General features: G+C 66.1%; 16 protein-coding genes. 15 read left to right on the top strand and 1 reads right to left on the bottom strand.

What is annotated here, in order from left to right; genetic code table 11:
• Window positions 1-417: 417 nt before the first annotated feature.
• The 15 genes from sctC (at window position 418) to QCE83_RS21110 (ending at window position 13427) form a co-directional block, all read left to right on the top strand.
• Window positions 418-2016, top strand: a complete 1599-nt coding sequence (gene sctC / locus QCE83_RS21180) for a type III secretion system outer membrane ring subunit SctC (protein WP_309815620.1) — start codon at window positions 418-420, stop codon at window positions 2014-2016.
• Complete coding sequence (locus tag QCE83_RS21175) at window positions 2013-3110, top strand: FHA domain-containing protein (protein ID WP_309815618.1); 1098 nt, start codon at window positions 2013-2015, stop codon at window positions 3108-3110. Before sctC ends, QCE83_RS21175 begins: the two co-directional genes overlap by 4 nt.
• A 132-nt stretch (window positions 3111-3242) precedes the next feature.
• The gene (locus tag QCE83_RS21170) at window positions 3243-3641 is read left to right on the top strand and encodes a hypothetical protein (RefSeq protein ID WP_309815615.1); all 399 of its coding nucleotides are present in this window, start codon (window positions 3243-3245) and stop codon (window positions 3639-3641) included.
• Window positions 3642-3745: 104 nt separating this feature from the next.
• Window positions 3746-4072, top strand: coding sequence for a hypothetical protein (locus QCE83_RS21165; RefSeq protein ID WP_309815614.1), 327 nt, complete (start codon window positions 3746-3748; stop codon window positions 4070-4072).
• Window positions 4069-4923 carry a type III secretion system inner membrane ring lipoprotein SctJ gene (gene sctJ, locus QCE83_RS21160; RefSeq protein WP_309815611.1) on the top strand — a complete coding sequence of 285 codons (855 nt, stop codon included), beginning with the start codon at window positions 4069-4071 and terminating at the stop codon, window positions 4921-4923. The genes QCE83_RS21165 and sctJ overlap by 4 nt, the downstream gene beginning before the upstream one ends.
• Window positions 4920-5501, top strand: a complete 582-nt coding sequence (locus QCE83_RS21155) for a hypothetical protein (protein WP_309815608.1) — start codon at window positions 4920-4922, stop codon at window positions 5499-5501. The genes sctJ and QCE83_RS21155 overlap by 4 nt, the downstream gene beginning before the upstream one ends.
• Entirely contained in the window at window positions 5495-6208 is a 714-nt protein-coding gene (locus QCE83_RS21150; RefSeq protein ID WP_309815605.1) for a FliH/SctL family protein, read from the top strand. Before QCE83_RS21155 ends, QCE83_RS21150 begins: the two co-directional genes overlap by 7 nt.
• Complete coding sequence (locus tag QCE83_RS21145) at window positions 6205-7188, top strand: FliM/FliN family flagellar motor switch protein (RefSeq protein WP_309815602.1); 984 nt, start codon at window positions 6205-6207, stop codon at window positions 7186-7188. The genes QCE83_RS21150 and QCE83_RS21145 overlap by 4 nt, the downstream gene beginning before the upstream one ends.
• Window positions 7185-7844 (top strand): EscR/YscR/HrcR family type III secretion system export apparatus protein, encoded by a 660-nt coding sequence (locus QCE83_RS21140; protein ID WP_309815598.1) that lies wholly within the window; start codon window positions 7185-7187, stop codon window positions 7842-7844. Before QCE83_RS21145 ends, QCE83_RS21140 begins: the two co-directional genes overlap by 4 nt.
• A complete protein-coding gene (gene sctS / locus QCE83_RS21135; RefSeq protein WP_309815595.1) occupies window positions 7841-8116 on the top strand; it encodes a type III secretion system export apparatus subunit SctS in 276 nt (91 codons plus the stop codon). The genes QCE83_RS21140 and sctS overlap by 4 nt, the downstream gene beginning before the upstream one ends.
• Window positions 8117-8118: 2 nt before the next feature.
• Window positions 8119-8844 carry a flagellar biosynthetic protein FliR gene (locus QCE83_RS21130; protein ID WP_309815592.1) on the top strand — a complete coding sequence of 242 codons (726 nt, stop codon included), beginning with the start codon at window positions 8119-8121 and terminating at the stop codon, window positions 8842-8844.
• A gap of 6 nt (window positions 8845-8850) precedes the next feature.
• Window positions 8851-9591 carry an EscU/YscU/HrcU family type III secretion system export apparatus switch protein gene (locus QCE83_RS21125; RefSeq protein ID WP_309815589.1) on the top strand — a complete coding sequence of 247 codons (741 nt, stop codon included), beginning with the start codon at window positions 8851-8853 and terminating at the stop codon, window positions 9589-9591.
• A gap of 1 nt (window position 9592) precedes the next feature.
• A complete protein-coding gene (locus QCE83_RS21120; protein ID WP_309815586.1) occupies window positions 9593-11674 on the top strand; it encodes a flagellar biosynthesis protein FlhA in 2082 nt (693 codons plus the stop codon).
• Window positions 11674-12996 (top strand): FliI/YscN family ATPase, encoded by a 1323-nt coding sequence (locus QCE83_RS21115; protein WP_309815582.1) that lies wholly within the window; start codon window positions 11674-11676, stop codon window positions 12994-12996. The genes QCE83_RS21120 and QCE83_RS21115 overlap by 1 nt, the downstream gene beginning before the upstream one ends.
• A gap of 5 nt (window positions 12997-13001) precedes the next feature.
• Window positions 13002-13427, top strand: coding sequence for a hypothetical protein (locus tag QCE83_RS21110; protein WP_309815579.1), 426 nt, complete (start codon window positions 13002-13004; stop codon window positions 13425-13427).
• Between the two features lie 112 nt (window positions 13428-13539).
• Here QCE83_RS21110 and QCE83_RS21105 read toward each other — a convergent pair whose 3' ends face one another.
• Window positions 13540-14073, bottom strand: coding sequence for a hypothetical protein (locus QCE83_RS21105; protein WP_309815577.1), 534 nt, complete (start codon window positions 14071-14073; stop codon window positions 13540-13542).
• Window positions 14074-14299: the final 226 nt, after the last annotated feature.

Here is a 14299-nt window from a genome sequence, read left to right as displayed (position 1 = left end):
CGATCATTCTGAATCTTCCGGACTCCCACATGTAATACGCCAATACGACCACTGAAAATTAGAGGCGCGATACAGTTCGATCACTAAGACGCGGCGCATGCGGAGCACAGGATCCTCGGCTAGGCGAATCAGATCTTCACGAAATAGAGTGGAGTAAAGGTTCGTGTCATAAGAGACCTAAGCATTCGACGCATGAAAATCTTAAAGATCATGAACTGGCGCAGAATGCAAAAACATCCTTTGATTGGCAGAAACAGAACGCGCAGTGCCGCGCACCGTGCGGCATGGCTGCTTCTGGCGTGGCAATGCCATGCGGCTTATTCAGCAGAGCCGGCATGGCAGGGCGCTTCGATGCATTACGTCGCCCGAAACTCACGTCTTTCGGACGTTTTAAAAGATGTCGCTTCCGCGAGTGGCTTGCGTATCGATATCGCGCGTGGCGTCAACGGCAGCGTCAATGGCGAATTCAATCAGCCGCCGGCCGCCGTGTTTCGCGCGCTCACTGAAGCCTGGGGATTGATCTGGTATTTCGACGGCCAGACCCTTCACGTTTCAACCGCCGATGACGTGCGCAGCCGCACCGTTCCAATTGGGCCGCTGAGCCGCGATGAAGTCGCCGCCCGTCTGCGCAGCCTCGAGCTGGATGATCCGCATTTGCCGCTGCGCTATTCGAAGGACAGCGTAAAAGTAGTCGGACCTTCGCGATTCGTGGAGGCGGTATCGGACGCCATCGCCCAGGCGCGCGAGCAGACCACGCCGCAACAGGTCTATGAAAAGACCCAGATCCGTGTATTCCCGCTGCGCTATGCACAGGCACAGGACATCACGTATCAGTCCGGCAGTCAGAAGCAGACCATCCCGGGCGTCGCCACCCTGCTGCGCCGCTTGATGGAGAACGCGGGTTCGTTGCCCGTGGCGGCCCAGCGCAACCCGGCGCGCAGCAAGGGCGGCTCGCGCGGCGTCCCGCCGCTGCCGAGCCTGCCGGGTCTCAACGAAACATCGCAGAACGCATCGTCGAGCGACGGCCCGGATGAGCTGCCGCAGACAGCGGTCAGCCCGGCGCAGCGCAACATCGTCGCGGACGCGCGCACCAATGCGGTCGTGGTGTACGACATCCCCGAAATGATGCCGGCCTATCAGCGTGCCATCGCCCTGCTCGACCGGCCGCAGGATCTCGTGGAAATCTCCGCCGTGGTGATGGATGTTTCGAGCGACGCCGCACGCGAACTCGGCGTGCGCTGGGGCGCGGGCGGCGGCACGGGCGGACGCGCAGCGCCGTGGTTCGGCACCGAAGCGGTCGGACCGCGAACCGTGCAGCCCGGCGTCACCGCGACTGTGGACGGCGGCCTCACGCTCACCACGCTGATCGGCAATTCGGCGCATTACCTCTATCAGCAGATCCACGCGCTCGAACAGCACGGGCAGGCGCGCATCCTCTCGCGTCCGCGCGTGCTCACGCTGAATAACATCGAAGCCACCTTATCGTCGCGCAACTCGATGTATGTGCGCGTCGCGGGTAATCAGGATGCCAATCTTTTCAACGTCGATACCGGACTGGTCCTCAAGGTGACGCCGACCGTCGAACAAAGCGGCGCCGAAAACGGCCGCATCCTGCTGAGCGTCCAGATTGAAGACGGCACCTTCGACAACGACGAAGCCGTCGACGGCATTCCGCGCGTCCGCAGCAACTCCATCATCACGCAGGCCGTGGTGCCGGATGGTGAAAGCCTTTTGATAGGCGGATACGAATACGAGCACAGCCAGTCCGGCGGCTCGAAAGTGCCCTTGCTCGGCGACATTCCGTTCATCGGCCAGTTGTTCAGCAATGAGACGACGTCGAGCGGCCGTACCGAGCGCCTGATCCTCATCACGCCGCAGTTGAAGCGCGTGACGGACCGGCCTGTGACAGCCGATGCCCCGATGGCCTCCGCAACGCCCGCCGTGATGCCCCTGCTTCCCGCATCCGCAACCATCACTGGCGCGGACCGCGCTGCCACCGCAAAGGACGCACGATGAACGGTTTGCCACGCATCTTCGTTACGAGCGGACTGCACGCGGGCGCGAGCCTTCCGCTCAAGGTGGACCAGGACCTCGAGATCGGCAAGGACAACGAGGCCGATCTGATTCTCGCCGACGACAGCATCGCTCCGCGCCATGCGCGCGCGCAACTGCACGGCCCTCAACTCGTGCTGTCCGCGCTGGCCGACGGCGTCACGGTATTCGGCCGCTCGCTGAAGGCCGGGTCGCGCACGCTGCTGGATCACGGCGCCACGTTCCGCCTGGGCGAGACCTCGTTGCTGTTCAGTCACGGCGAGTATCCGGACGAACAGAGTACGAAACAGGCCGAAGCCGACTGGCTGCTGCGGCATGCACCGCTCGCGTGGCTGCACATGCGTTGCGCGCGTATTCCGCGCCTCGTGTGGTTCGGCTTGGCGGCGACTCCCCTCGCGCTCGCCGCCTGGCTCAGCCTGAATCCTTTCGCAACCGACGCCGTGCCCCCGCGCGCGCCGCTGCTCGAACGGCCCGCATTCAGTCAGGTCCGGGTGGAAACCGACAAGACCTCGGGCATGCGCATCTATGAAGGCTACGTGCAGACGCCTGCGGATCTCGCGGCGCTGTCGCTGGCCGCGCGTGCCAGCGACCGATCGGTGAGCGTGCGTGTCTTCGTGATGCAGAACATCGCTGAGCAGCTGAGCGATCTGCTCGACCAGTACTACCGCGGCGCGCAAGCGCAGGTGGAGAAGCCGGGCGCGTTCGTCGTGACCTTGCCTGGAGCGGGCGCGCACCTCAAGGCCGATTCCTGGGACTACGCGCTGGTCGCCCGTACGGCGCAGTCGCAGATCGAAGGCCTGCGGGCGCTCACCTTCGCCGGTCACGAGAACGCGAGCGGACCGGTGCGCATTCCGCTCGAAAGCTTCGGCCTCAATCTCGTCACGTCGCCGCATTCGGCCTGGCTCGCGGATGCCGGCGGTACGCGCTACTTCGCGGGCGGACGCATCGCGATGGGCAGGATCGAACGCATCCGTGAATGCGGGGCGAGTGTCGTCCGTGAGGACGGCAGCATCTACGACCTGACCGCGCAGCGCACCGCCTCCGGAAAGCCTTGTTGACGGTGCGCGGTAATCCTCGCGGCACTTGAGCATCCGAGCATTACGGCTTCGCGCGTCGGCGTGCCGTGCGAGGCGTCGGGAGCGAGTTTGCTCCCGTCGAGCACGCCAGTTCTTTCGAAAGGAATTTTATAAATGTCCGATTTTTCAGATTTCGCATATACCCCGCAGTACTCGGGCTATTACCCCCGTAGCGTCTCCAGCTTGGTTGCCCCCGACGGCACGCTTTCTATGTCCGCCGTGACTGAAGCCGGGACGAACTTGCTGCGGCGCAAGACCCAGGAAATCAACGCGCTCTACCAGAAACAGTCGCAGAGCGACACAGGAGGTGGAGGCGGGACCGGGGGTGCAGGAGGCGGCGCCCAGACCGGCGGTCAGACCGGCGGTCAAGGAAATACCTCCGGCGTGGGCAGCGCCGAGATGCTGTTCATGCAGAAGTCAGTCAGCGAGTACAACACGATGTACCAGCAGCTCACATCGATCCTGAACGGCCTCGGCGACGTCAACAAGGCGGTGGCGAATAACACGAAATAAGGCCTCACGCCCGCCCAGCCACGAAGCTCCCCGCGCCGCGGCCCGCAGCCACCGCCGCGCGGGGGCAACCAGCAGCGCATCCTCAATCTACTCACGATACGTCCATGCTCTCACCCAATGTCGACATGACGCTGTATCAGCCCGACCCGCCGGTCGTGCCGCCGCCACCCACTCCGGAACCGGCGCGCGCCGGCATCGTCGGCGACGGCGACGGGCTGACCCGCATTGCGGAACACGCCCAGCAACTCGTGCAGAACGACTCGGCCGCCATTCTGGGCCTGCTGGATCCCGCACGCCGGAAAGCCCCTACCACCAGCGAAATGCTGATGCTGCAATCCGCCGTCACCAACTACTCGGTCACGCTGAACACGCTCTCCCATATGGCACAGAGCGCCGGCAGCGCGATCCAATCCCTCACGCAAAGAACATGATTCGCCGCGCCATCATTCTCCTGCCGCTCGTGCTGCTCGTCGCGTGCAAGACCTCGCTGTTCGAAGGTCTTGACGAAGACCAGGCGAACCGGATCGTCGCGGTGCTGAGCCGTCACGGCATCGACAGTTCGAAGCTGCGCAACAACGACAAGACCTGGAGCATCTCGGTCGAGGAAGACGAAGTCGTCTACGCGACCGAGCTCGCCGGCGCCTATGCGTTGCCGCGCGGAACCCATGCGAATCTCGGTGAACTCTTCAGCCGTCAGGGGCTGATTTCCAGCCCGGAAGAAGACCAGGTTCGCTACGTGTACGGCCTCACGCAGGAACTTGCCGAGACGCTGGAGAAGATGGACGGCGTCCTCGTGGCCCGCGTGCATGTCGTCGATCCGCCGCGCGATGCCCTGCTCGGACCCGCGCCCCTGCCGAGCGCCTCGGTGATGCTGCGTTATCGCAGCGACGCCAATCTCGAAGCCATGCGCAACAAGATCCGCGCGCTCGTCGCGGGCGCGGTGACGGGACTCACGCCGGATCGCGTCTACGTGACGATGGTGCCGGTCATGCCGGTCGCCACGCCCGCGGAGATCTGCGCGCAAACCGGCACGTGCACACCCGGGCGCGCCACGCACGGTTCCACCACGCGGGTGCTCATCACGCTGAGCGTGATGGCCTTGCTGCTGATCGTCGCGGCGTGGATCTGGGACAAGGGCATCCGCGCGTTCCCGAGACTGCGTGTGCCGGGCATCACGTTCTTCCGGCGTCGCGGACGCGACAGCGAGCACGTGAAGAAGGAACCCACCACGGCCGCCAACGACGCCAACTCGGCTTCCTCCACGACACGAGACCGTCGATGACCTCCCGCCCTCTCCTCGATATCTCCGGCTGGGCGCATCACAGCTGGCTGCCGCAGCAACGGCCCGCGCGCGGCGAACGGGCGCGGGCCCGCGCCACCGCGCATCTGTTCACCCGCTTCCCGATGCTGGCCCGCGCCGGCGTCACGCAGTTGCCCTGGTTCGTCGGACCGCTCAACCGCAGCGCCTGTGCGCGCCTTATGCGCCTGTGCGCGGCGCTCGCGTGCGCACGTTCGCTGCGTCTGGTGGTGAGCGCTGAGGCGCACGCGCGCTTTCAAGTTGCGACGGGCCTGCCGCCGCTCGCGCTGCTGCAATGTCATCCCCGCGGCGACCAGCGCGACTTGCCGCTCGATGCGCCCGTCGACTGGTTCGCGCGACGTAGTCTCAGCGTCGCCGGTCTGGCGCTCGCGCTGCGCGCCACGCACGGCGATGCGCAGCGCGCCTGGACGCGTCTGCGCATGCCGCTTGCGCACGCCGAGGCGGCGGCGCAATGGCGTCTTGCGCGTGTGTCGCAGCAAACCGCGCTCGAACTGATGGGCGATGCACTCCAGGTGTTGAATGCGCGGAGGCAGCCATGCTGATCTGGCGTACCGCCGGCTGGCGCGTCGAGTCCGACGGCTACGTGTCCGCCGATGACCTCGTGCATCTGCAGGAACTCGACGCGCTGCGCCGGGAGATCCATCAATACGTGCTGCAGGAAACCCGACGTCTCGCCGAACGCGCGCGCCGCACCCGCCGCCGCGCGTTCGTGCGCGGCCTGCGCGCCGGTCAGGCCGCGGCGCTGCGCGGACTCGTCGTGCCGGCCGCCGCGACCGCCTATGCGCTGGGACGCCTGCAAGACCGGCTGTTGCAGCTCGTGATGCAGGCCGTCACCGATCTCGTGGGCGAACTGCCCTCGGGCGCGACGCTGCCTACTCAGTTGCGCAGCAGCTTGCTGGCCGCGCCTGAACAGCGCCTGCTGTCGGTGCGCGTGGCCGTCTGCGATTTTGCGGAAGCCCGACACGCCGTCGATCTGCTGGAGCAGGAACTGGGGCTGGCCTTCGTCAACGTGCTCGCCGATGCCGACCTGCCGCCGCGTTCGTGCGTGGTGGAAACGGAGGGCGGCGTCGTCGACGGCGGTTTGCACCGGCAACTCGAAGCGCTCGAACGCGGCATGCGTCAGGCGATCGGCGCCGTGCTCGACGAATACACGCGGCTCGACGAACGCATCGTCGCCCAGTTCGACGACATCGGCGCTGACCTGCGCGAGGCGCTCGGCGCGCTGTCGAACGGAGGGTCATCGACATGAATCCGTTCAAGGGTCTCGAAAAACTCAGTCGCGATCATGCCGAACGTCACAACATCGCCGCGCTGCTGTTCGGTGCGCCGCTGCCGGTCAACGTGGGCCATCGCCGCTTCACGATTACGTTCGAGCCGCGCCGCTCGCGCTATCCGGTGCGCCTGCATGGCCACGCTTCCGGGCAGCCGCTGCAACTGGATCTCGACGCCCAGGCGCTGCTGCCCGAACTCGCGCGCCGCAGTCTGGAAGCGAGCGGCGCGCATGCCTGCAAGCTGATCGTGGACGCCTGCGAAGACTGGTTCTGCGCGCTCGAAGGCCTCTTCGGCTTCGCGCTCGAAGTAACCCGCGTTTCCTTCGACGCGCTGCCCGACGCCGGCGCCTACGGCCTCGCCGTCACGCATGTGCAGAGCGGGCGCATGGCGAGCGTCTCGTTTCATTGCGAGGCGATCGACCGCTGGTTGCGGCGCCGCTCCCAACCCCCGGCCGATCTGCGCGCGCTGGCGCGACGCATCGTCGTGCCGCTGCCGGTCTGCCTCGCGGGTCCGACGCTCTCGGTGGAGCGCATGCGCCGCATCCGCACCGGCGATGCCCTCGTCATCGACAAGAACTTCTATTACCTCCGCGTGCCGCTACGCAGCGGTACGCAACGCATCTGTCTTAAAACCGTTGGAGATCAAATCGTGCTGGACCGTCCGCTTGAAAACGATCGCGAACCCGTCACTGAACTCACGAGCGAGTTCATTCCAATCGACGCCCTCACTTTTACCTTCGACGCGATGATCGGCTCGTTGCGCATTTCGCTCGAGGAACTGAGCCGCTTGCGTAGCGGCTCGCTCGTCTCGCTGCAGATCTCGGTACGCGAACGCGCCGTGACGCTGCTGTGCCAGGGCCTGCCGTTCGCACATGCCGAACTGGTGGATATCGACGACGTCCTTGCCGTGCGCATCACGAGCATGCTCCAGACCTCGAACGGTGACGCGACATCATGATCGACGGCCAGACGGGACAGTTGCAGCTGATCGGCATCTTCTTCCTGATGAGCGTGGCGCCGCTCGTCGTGGTGATGACGACGTCGTTCACCAAGTTCAGCATCGTCCTGACGCTGCTGCGCTCGGCGCTCGGCGTGCAGCAGGCGCCAGGCAACCTCGCCATCTCCGGGCTCGCGCTCGCCGCCACGCTGACCGTGATGGCGCCGACCATGCATCAGATCGGCACGGCGCTTTCGCTGAACGACCGCGGTTCGAGTTCGCAGGCGCAGGGGCTGCCGCCGCTGCCGCAATTCGTCGACGCAGTGCGCGGCCCGCTCGGCGACTTCATGCTGGCGCACTCGCGGCCCGCCGAGCGCGCGTTCCTGGTCAATGCGGCGAAGCGCATCGATCCGTCGCGCGATGCCAATGAAACCGACTTCACGCTGCTCGTCCCGGCCTTCCTGATCAGCGAGATCTCCAGCGGCTTCGAAGCGGGCTTCCTGCTGTATGTCGCGTTCCTGGTGATCGACCTGATCGTGGCGAACGTGCTGACCGCCATGGGGATGATGATGCTCTCGCCGAGCACCGTCTCGATCCCGCTCAAGCTCTTCGTGCTGGTGGCCGCGTCCGGCGTGCCGAAGCTCATGCATGCACTCATTCTCAGCTACGCCAAGTGAACCCTCTTCCTTCTCTTGCCTCGCTCTCCGGCGACGCCCTGCTGCTCGTGTTCTGGCTCTCCCTGCCGATGCTCGCCGTCGCCACGGCCGTGGGCCTGCTGCTCGGTCTCGTGCAATCGGTCACGCAGATTCAGGATCAGAGCCTGCCGTATGGCGCGAAGATCATCTGCGTCGGGCTCGTGCTGATCGTCGCGGCGCCGTGGGCGCATCACGAGATCGCGCGGCTGCTCGGGCATGTCTTCTCCATGATCGCCGCCGGACGCACGCGCTGAACATGAACACACTCGATCAATTCATGGGCTTCGCGTTCTGCATGATCCGGCCGGCCGTGGCGCTGAGCATGGTTCCGTTCGGCAACGACGGCGGCCTGGGCGTCACGCTGCGGGTGCCGCTCGTGCTGATGTTCGCGATGCTGCCCGCACACGCGGGCCTGCCCGCCGACCTGCTGGGCGCGAGCATGATGGAAGCGCTCATTGGTCTCGCGCAGGGACTCTCCATGAGCGTGATCTTCTTCGTGGCGGGCGCGGCGGGCGGCATCCTCGACCAGCAAGGCGGCTATACCGTGGCCGCCGTGTACGACCCCAACTTCCAGCAGGAAAGTGCGCTCTTCGAAACGCTCTTCACGCAGTTCGCCGCGCTGACCTTCTTCACGGGCACGGGGCTGGTAATGCTGTGCGGCTTCTTCGCCGATGCCTGGTCGCTCTGGCCGCCCGGCGGGCCTTATGGCGAAGGCGTCGCGCGCCTCTATCAAAGCCTTGCGACCATCCGGCTGCCCGCGCTATTCGTGCAGGGCCTGCAACTGGCGGCGCCGCTGCTCGGGCTGATGGTGCTGGCGGACCTGTCGCTGGGTCTCGCCGCGCGTCACGCGAAGCGCCTCAACCCCTTCTCCACCGCGCGCTCGATCAAGGCGATGGTGCTCTCGTTCGCCGCGGCGTCCTGCGTCCCGGCTGTGCTGAGCCGTCTTGCCGACCTGTTCGCGCATTCACTGGTCCTGAGGTAGCGCGCGATGAGCGAAAAAACCGTCAAGCCCAGTCCCCGGCGCCTGCACCGCGCGCGCAAGGACGGCGACATCCCCAAGAGCGTGCAGCTGACCACGACCGCCAGTGGTCTGCTGTGGTGGCTGTTGCTGGCGGTGCAGGCGCCCAACGTGTTCGTGGCGTTCATCAACATGATCGTGACCGTGACCGCCATCGACCTGAGCCGCCCGTTCGATTCGACCGTCCACGAGGTGCTCGGCGCGCTCATCGAACCGGGCCAGGCCGCGCTCGCGATGGCGGGCCTGGGGCTGATGACCGTCATCGTCCCCGAGCTGGCGCAGACGCGCGGCCTGATTGCGTTCAAGCGCGTCTCGCCCGATTTCAAGCGCCTCAATCCGATCGAGGGATTCAAGAACCTGTTCGGCCTGAGGCTGCTGGTCGAGACCGGAATCATGCTCGTGCAACTCGTGCTGCTTGGCTTCCTGGCATGGCAGGCGCTGTCCGGCTGGATGGCGATGCTCAGCGCGTCCCATGCGCTCGCCCCTCGTGCGCAGATGAGTCTGGCAGCGGGCGAGTATGGCCGCCTGCTGCTGCTCGCGGCGCTGTTGCAGATCGCGCCCGCCGCCGCCGACTACGCGTTGCAGCGCGTGCTGCACGTTCGCCGTCTGCGCATGGACAAGGACGAAATCAAGCGCGAACAACGCGACGACAACGGCGACCGCCACTTCAAGGACCGCCGCCGCGCCTTTCACCGAGAACTGAACCAATAACATGTCCTCTCTTACATCCTCCCGTCTGCACGCGTTGCCCGGCCTGCTCGCGCGCTATGCCCACGTGGCGCTGGCCGCCGGCTTCATCTGCGTGATCGCCCTGCTGATCCTGCCGGTGCCGCCGTTCCTGCTCGATCTGTTCATCGGCGTGAGCTTCTGTGCCAGCTTCGTGATGCTGTTCTCCAGCATCTACGTGTCGCGCGCGGCCGACCTGCCGGGTTTCCCGGCGCTGCTGCTGATGACCACGCTGCTGCGGCTCGCGCTCGCCATCGCCTCGACCAAGATGATCCTGGTCCACGCGCACGCCGGCAATGTCATCTCCGCGTTCGGCGAACTCGTCGCGGGCAATAACGTGGCGGTCGGCGTGGTGGTGTTCGTCGTGCTGTGCGCGATTCAGTTCATCGTCGTGGTGAAGGGCGGCGACCGCATCGCCGAGGTGGCCGCCCGCTTCACGCTGGACGGCATTCCCGGCCGCCAGATGAGCATCGATGCCGACCTGCGCAGCAACCAGATCACCGCCGAGCAGGCCGCGCAACTGCGCGCCGGACTCGAACGCGAAACCTACTTCTATGGCTCGCTGGACGGCGCCATGAAGTTCGTCAAGGGCGATGCCATTGCGAGCTTCGTGGTGGCGCTGGTGAACATCGTCGGCGGACTCGCGGTCGGCATGCTCCAGCGCAACCTGCCGTTCAGCGAGGCCTTGCAGGTCTACACGATCCTCACCATCGGCGACGGCCTGGTCTCGCAGATTCCTTCGCTGATCGTGTCGGTGTCGGCGGGCCTGCTGGTGACGCGTGTGTCGCCCGCGAGCGGCGCGACCAATCTCGGCGCGGATCTTTACCGGCAGCTGACGCTCCAGCCGCATGCGCTGTTGATGGCCGGCGCGTGCTGCCTGGCGCTCGCGCTGATTCCCGGCTTTCCGCATCTCCAGTTCGCGCTGCTCGCCGCGCTGTTCGGCGGCCTTGGCTGGCTGCTGACGCGCAAGTCGCGACAGGCGCATGCGCACGCCAACGCCCTCGCGCCGATGCCCGCACTCGCGCGCGACGGCAGCCGGCGCGTGCCGAATCTGCTCGACGACGCCGAGACCGGCACGAGCGCCGCGCTGCGCCTGCGGGTAGGCGCGCGCGCCTTCGAAGCGCTGCATCCGGATGCGCTCAACCGCGTGCTCGCGGGGCTGCGTCATGACCTGAATGCGCGGCTCGGCTTGCCGTTTCCCGGCCTGTCCTGCGTGCTCGATGCGCGGCTCGTACCCGACCGCTATCTCGTCGACGTGGACGACGTCGCGTTTGCGAGCGGCACGCTGCTGCCCGATCATCTGCTGGTGAGCGGCCGCGCCGCCGATGTCACGATGGAAGGCGTCGCGGGTTATCGGCTCGGTGCGGAGAAAGCCGTCTGGGTGCCCACCGCCGCGGCGAGCCGGCTCGACCCGGCCGTGTTCACGACGCACACGCCGGAAGCGGCGCTCAGCGGGCATCTGGTCGAAGTGTTCGAGCGCTGCGCACCGCGCCTGATGGGCACGCAGGAAGCGCGGTTCCTGCTGGATCGCATCGGCGGGGAGTTCCGCGAGCTGGTGGTGCAGATCGAGCAACGCGTGACGACGGTGCAGCTCGCCGCCGTGCTCCGGCAACTGTTGCAGCAGCACGTGTCGATCCGCAATCTGCGCGGCATCCTCGAAGCGATCCTACGCGCGCCCACGCACGAACACACGCTCGACCGCATGGTGCGGGAAGTCCGTATCGAACTCGGGCCGCAGATCGTGCGCGGCCACGCAAACCTCGAAACCTGGGAGATCCAGGGCGGCGTGCTCGAACCGGAATGGGAAGCCGAACTCGAAGCCAGCATCCAGCGCGCTCGGGACGGCGAGCCGTACTGTCCGCTCGACTTCACGCAACTCGACACCGTGCGGCGCGTGCTCGGCATGCAGGCGCGCACGGTGCGTCTGCTGGTCACGTCGGCGACCCTGCGTCCGCACATGGCCCGCGTATTCCAGACGCTCGGCATCCGCATGGAGGTGGTCGCGATCGAAGAGATTCCGCGCGACGTCTACCAGGTCCGCAACATCTTTACTTTCTCGAGGTCGTGATGGCCGGGGACATCGCAAACCAGGCACAGGCGCTGCCTTCGCTGCTCGATTCGCCGACCCTGTCCGGCCGCGTGGTGGAAGCGCGCGGGGTGGTCGTACGGGTGGTGGGCGCTTCGTTACGCATCGGCGAAAAAGTCCGCCTCGTGCGGCCCGATACGTTCGAACAGCATAACGGGGAAGTCGTCGGCTTCACGCCGGACGGCGCGCTGGTGATGCCCTATGCCGGGCTCAACGGGCTGTCGGACATTACGCGCGTCGAAGGCTGCGGGCTCGACTGGCACCGGCTGGATGTCCGCAGCGTGCTCGGCCGGGTGATCGACGGCCTCGGCCAGCCGCTCGACGGCATGCCGCCCGTCGCTCCGCGCCCAGGCGGGCGCAACGAAGCGCTGGCGACCATCAATCCGCTCGAACGCCCGCTGATCGCGGAGCCGTTCGTGACCGGCGTGCGCGCCATCGACGGCTTGCTGACCTGCGGCGTCGGACAGCGCGTCGGTATCTTCGCGACGGCGGGCGGTGGCAAGAGCACGCTGATGGGCATGATCGCGAGCGGTGCGCGCGCCGATGCCGTCGTGATCGCGCTGATCGGCGAACGCGGGCGCGAGGTGGCCGAGTTCGTGCACGATCATCTGGGCAGCGCGCGCGAACGGTCTGTCGTGGTGGCGTCGACATCCGATCGTCCCGCGGCCGAACGTATTCGCGCGTCGCAACTCGCCTGTGAGATCGCGAGCGGCCTGCGCGCGCAGGGCCGGCGTGTGGTGCTGCTGTTCGATTCGCTGACCCGTTATGCGCGGGCGCTGCGCGAAGTGGGCCTCGCGGTGGGCGAACCGCCGGTGCGCCGCGGCTACCCGCCGCGCGTGTTCGCCGAACTGCCGCGCATCATCGAGATGAGCGGGCTCACGGCGAGCGGGAGTGTGACCGCATTTTTCACGGTGCTGGCCGAGGACGAGGACGCGACGGATCCGATCGTCGAGGAAGCGCGCTCGCTGCTGGATGGTCATATCCAGCTTGCGTCACGGCTCGGCGCGGCCGGGCATTATCCGGCCATCGATATCCTGCAGAGCAAGAGCCGTCTCATGCCGCGCGTCACGCGTGACTGGCATCAGGCCGATGCGCAACGCGTGCGCGAATGGTTGGCGCGCTATCAGGATCTCGAACTGCTGCTGCAGATCGGCGAGTACAAGGCCGGCAGCGATCCGGCCGGCGATCTCGCCATCGCACGTCATCCGGCCATTACGGCGTTCCTGCGGCAGTCCTCGAACGCGCACGTCCCGTTTGATGACACGCTCGCGGCACTGCGTGCGCTGTGCGCGGGTCAAGGTTGAACGGGATGGGCGCTTCGTCTGCTGTGTCGCGCCACCTGCGACTCTGGACGGTGTTGAGCCGGGTCCGCGACGTGCGCGTGCAGCGCCGGCTGGGCGAACTTGCGCGGGCGCAACGCGGCGTGCAGAGCGCACAGACGGCGGTCGATCACGCCATCAGGCAATGCGAACTGCACGCCGCTCAGCTTGCGGGCATTCAGGACTGGCGCGCGAGCGGACCGCATGGTCCCGAGATGTGGCGTCATGCGCGCGAGCGGCATCGTCAGCGGGAGGCCGTGTTGGCGCGCGAAGCAAATGCGGCCAGGGAAGGCCTGGCCGCCGCGCTCCATGAAGCGCACGCGGTCCGCGCGGCGTTGCGGCGGGAGATGCACGCCAGGGACGATGCTCACGTGCGCTTGCGGGAAGTCCGGGTGAAAGCACGCGGGCAAGATTGAACGGCCGCGTTTGCAAGATATTGCTGCATCACCCGCGTAAGGCGACTGACAGGGACACTGATGACACGCATTGCCCCAACGCTCCATGAAGATGGCGCGTATCGGGCGACGTTCATGTTCTTGTCAGGAGCACAGAAATGGCTGTATCGAGCGTCAGTTCATCATCGTCCGGTTCCACCCAGCAGACTGGCGGCAACGACGAAGACACATCCTCCACCAACAATAACCCGGCGAAGGATCCGCCCGCCTCTTCAACTGGTAACGAGGCCGATAACAATTCCTCCACGCAGACGGATAGCGACAACGCTGACAACTCATCCTCCGCGCAGAAAGATCCGCCCCAAGGACAATCCACGTTGTCGCAGATTCCGCCTGCGGACACGGCCGGCACGAACGCGAACCCCGAATCTGCGTCGTCTTCAGCATCTGGCAACGAGACTGGTAACGCTACTTCCACGCCGACTGATACGTCCGGAGGGCAGTCCGGATCGGCGCAGACGCAGTCTGCCAACACGGCAACCACGGATACGAGCCCGAACACGGCAACCTCGAACCAATCGCCGCAATCGTCCGCTCCATCATCCGGCAACGGGACCGGTAACGCATCCTCCACGCAGACCCCGCCTGCGAACACCGCAACGAACACGACGACCTCCAGTCAACCGAAGTCCCCCAACGGTCAATCGACGCCATCGCCTGCTCCGTCAACTGGCAACGGATCGAATGGCGCATCCTCCACGCAGACCACGGCGTCCACAGGGGAGCTCACGATAACGGAGAAAGAACCGACGAACAAAGTGACCACAACGATCACTCCCGCCAATCAGTCCACGTCATCGCCCGCTCAGCCTGCGAACCCATCAACGAACACG

The sequence above is a fragment of the Caballeronia sp. LZ034LL genome (genome assembly GCF_031451215.1).
GTDB lineage: Bacteria > Pseudomonadota > Gammaproteobacteria > Burkholderiales > Burkholderiaceae > Caballeronia.
The sequence above is the reverse complement of the archived record's forward strand: the minus strand, read 5'-3'. Positions and strand labels throughout refer to the sequence as shown.

Coding starts and splice junctions, on each gene's coding strand:
- QCE83_RS21155 (WP_309815608.1), top strand. CDS start 4,920: ATGACCTCCCGCCCTCTCCTCGATATCTCCGGCTGGGCGCATCACAGC.
- QCE83_RS21125 (WP_309815589.1), top strand. CDS start 8,851: ATGAGCGAAAAAACCGTCAAGCCCAGTCCCCGGCGCCTGCACCGCGCG.
- QCE83_RS21110 (WP_309815579.1), top strand. CDS start 13,002: ATGGGCGCTTCGTCTGCTGTGTCGCGCCACCTGCGACTCTGGACGGTG.
- QCE83_RS21115 (WP_309815582.1), top strand. CDS start 11,674: ATGGCCGGGGACATCGCAAACCAGGCACAGGCGCTGCCTTCGCTGCTC.
- QCE83_RS21165 (WP_309815614.1), top strand. CDS start 3,746: ATGCTCTCACCCAATGTCGACATGACGCTGTATCAGCCCGACCCGCCG.
- QCE83_RS21145 (WP_309815602.1), top strand. CDS start 6,205: ATGAATCCGTTCAAGGGTCTCGAAAAACTCAGTCGCGATCATGCCGAA.
- QCE83_RS21170 (WP_309815615.1), top strand. CDS start 3,243: ATGTCCGATTTTTCAGATTTCGCATATACCCCGCAGTACTCGGGCTAT.
- QCE83_RS21120 (WP_309815586.1), top strand. CDS start 9,593: ATGTCCTCTCTTACATCCTCCCGTCTGCACGCGTTGCCCGGCCTGCTC.
- QCE83_RS21130 (WP_309815592.1), top strand. CDS start 8,119: ATGAACACACTCGATCAATTCATGGGCTTCGCGTTCTGCATGATCCGG.
- QCE83_RS21150 (WP_309815605.1), top strand. CDS start 5,495: ATGCTGATCTGGCGTACCGCCGGCTGGCGCGTCGAGTCCGACGGCTAC.
- sctJ (WP_309815611.1), top strand. CDS start 4,069: ATGATTCGCCGCGCCATCATTCTCCTGCCGCTCGTGCTGCTCGTCGCG.
- QCE83_RS21175 (WP_309815618.1), top strand. CDS start 2,013: ATGAACGGTTTGCCACGCATCTTCGTTACGAGCGGACTGCACGCGGGC.
- QCE83_RS21140 (WP_309815598.1), top strand. CDS start 7,185: ATGATCGACGGCCAGACGGGACAGTTGCAGCTGATCGGCATCTTCTTC.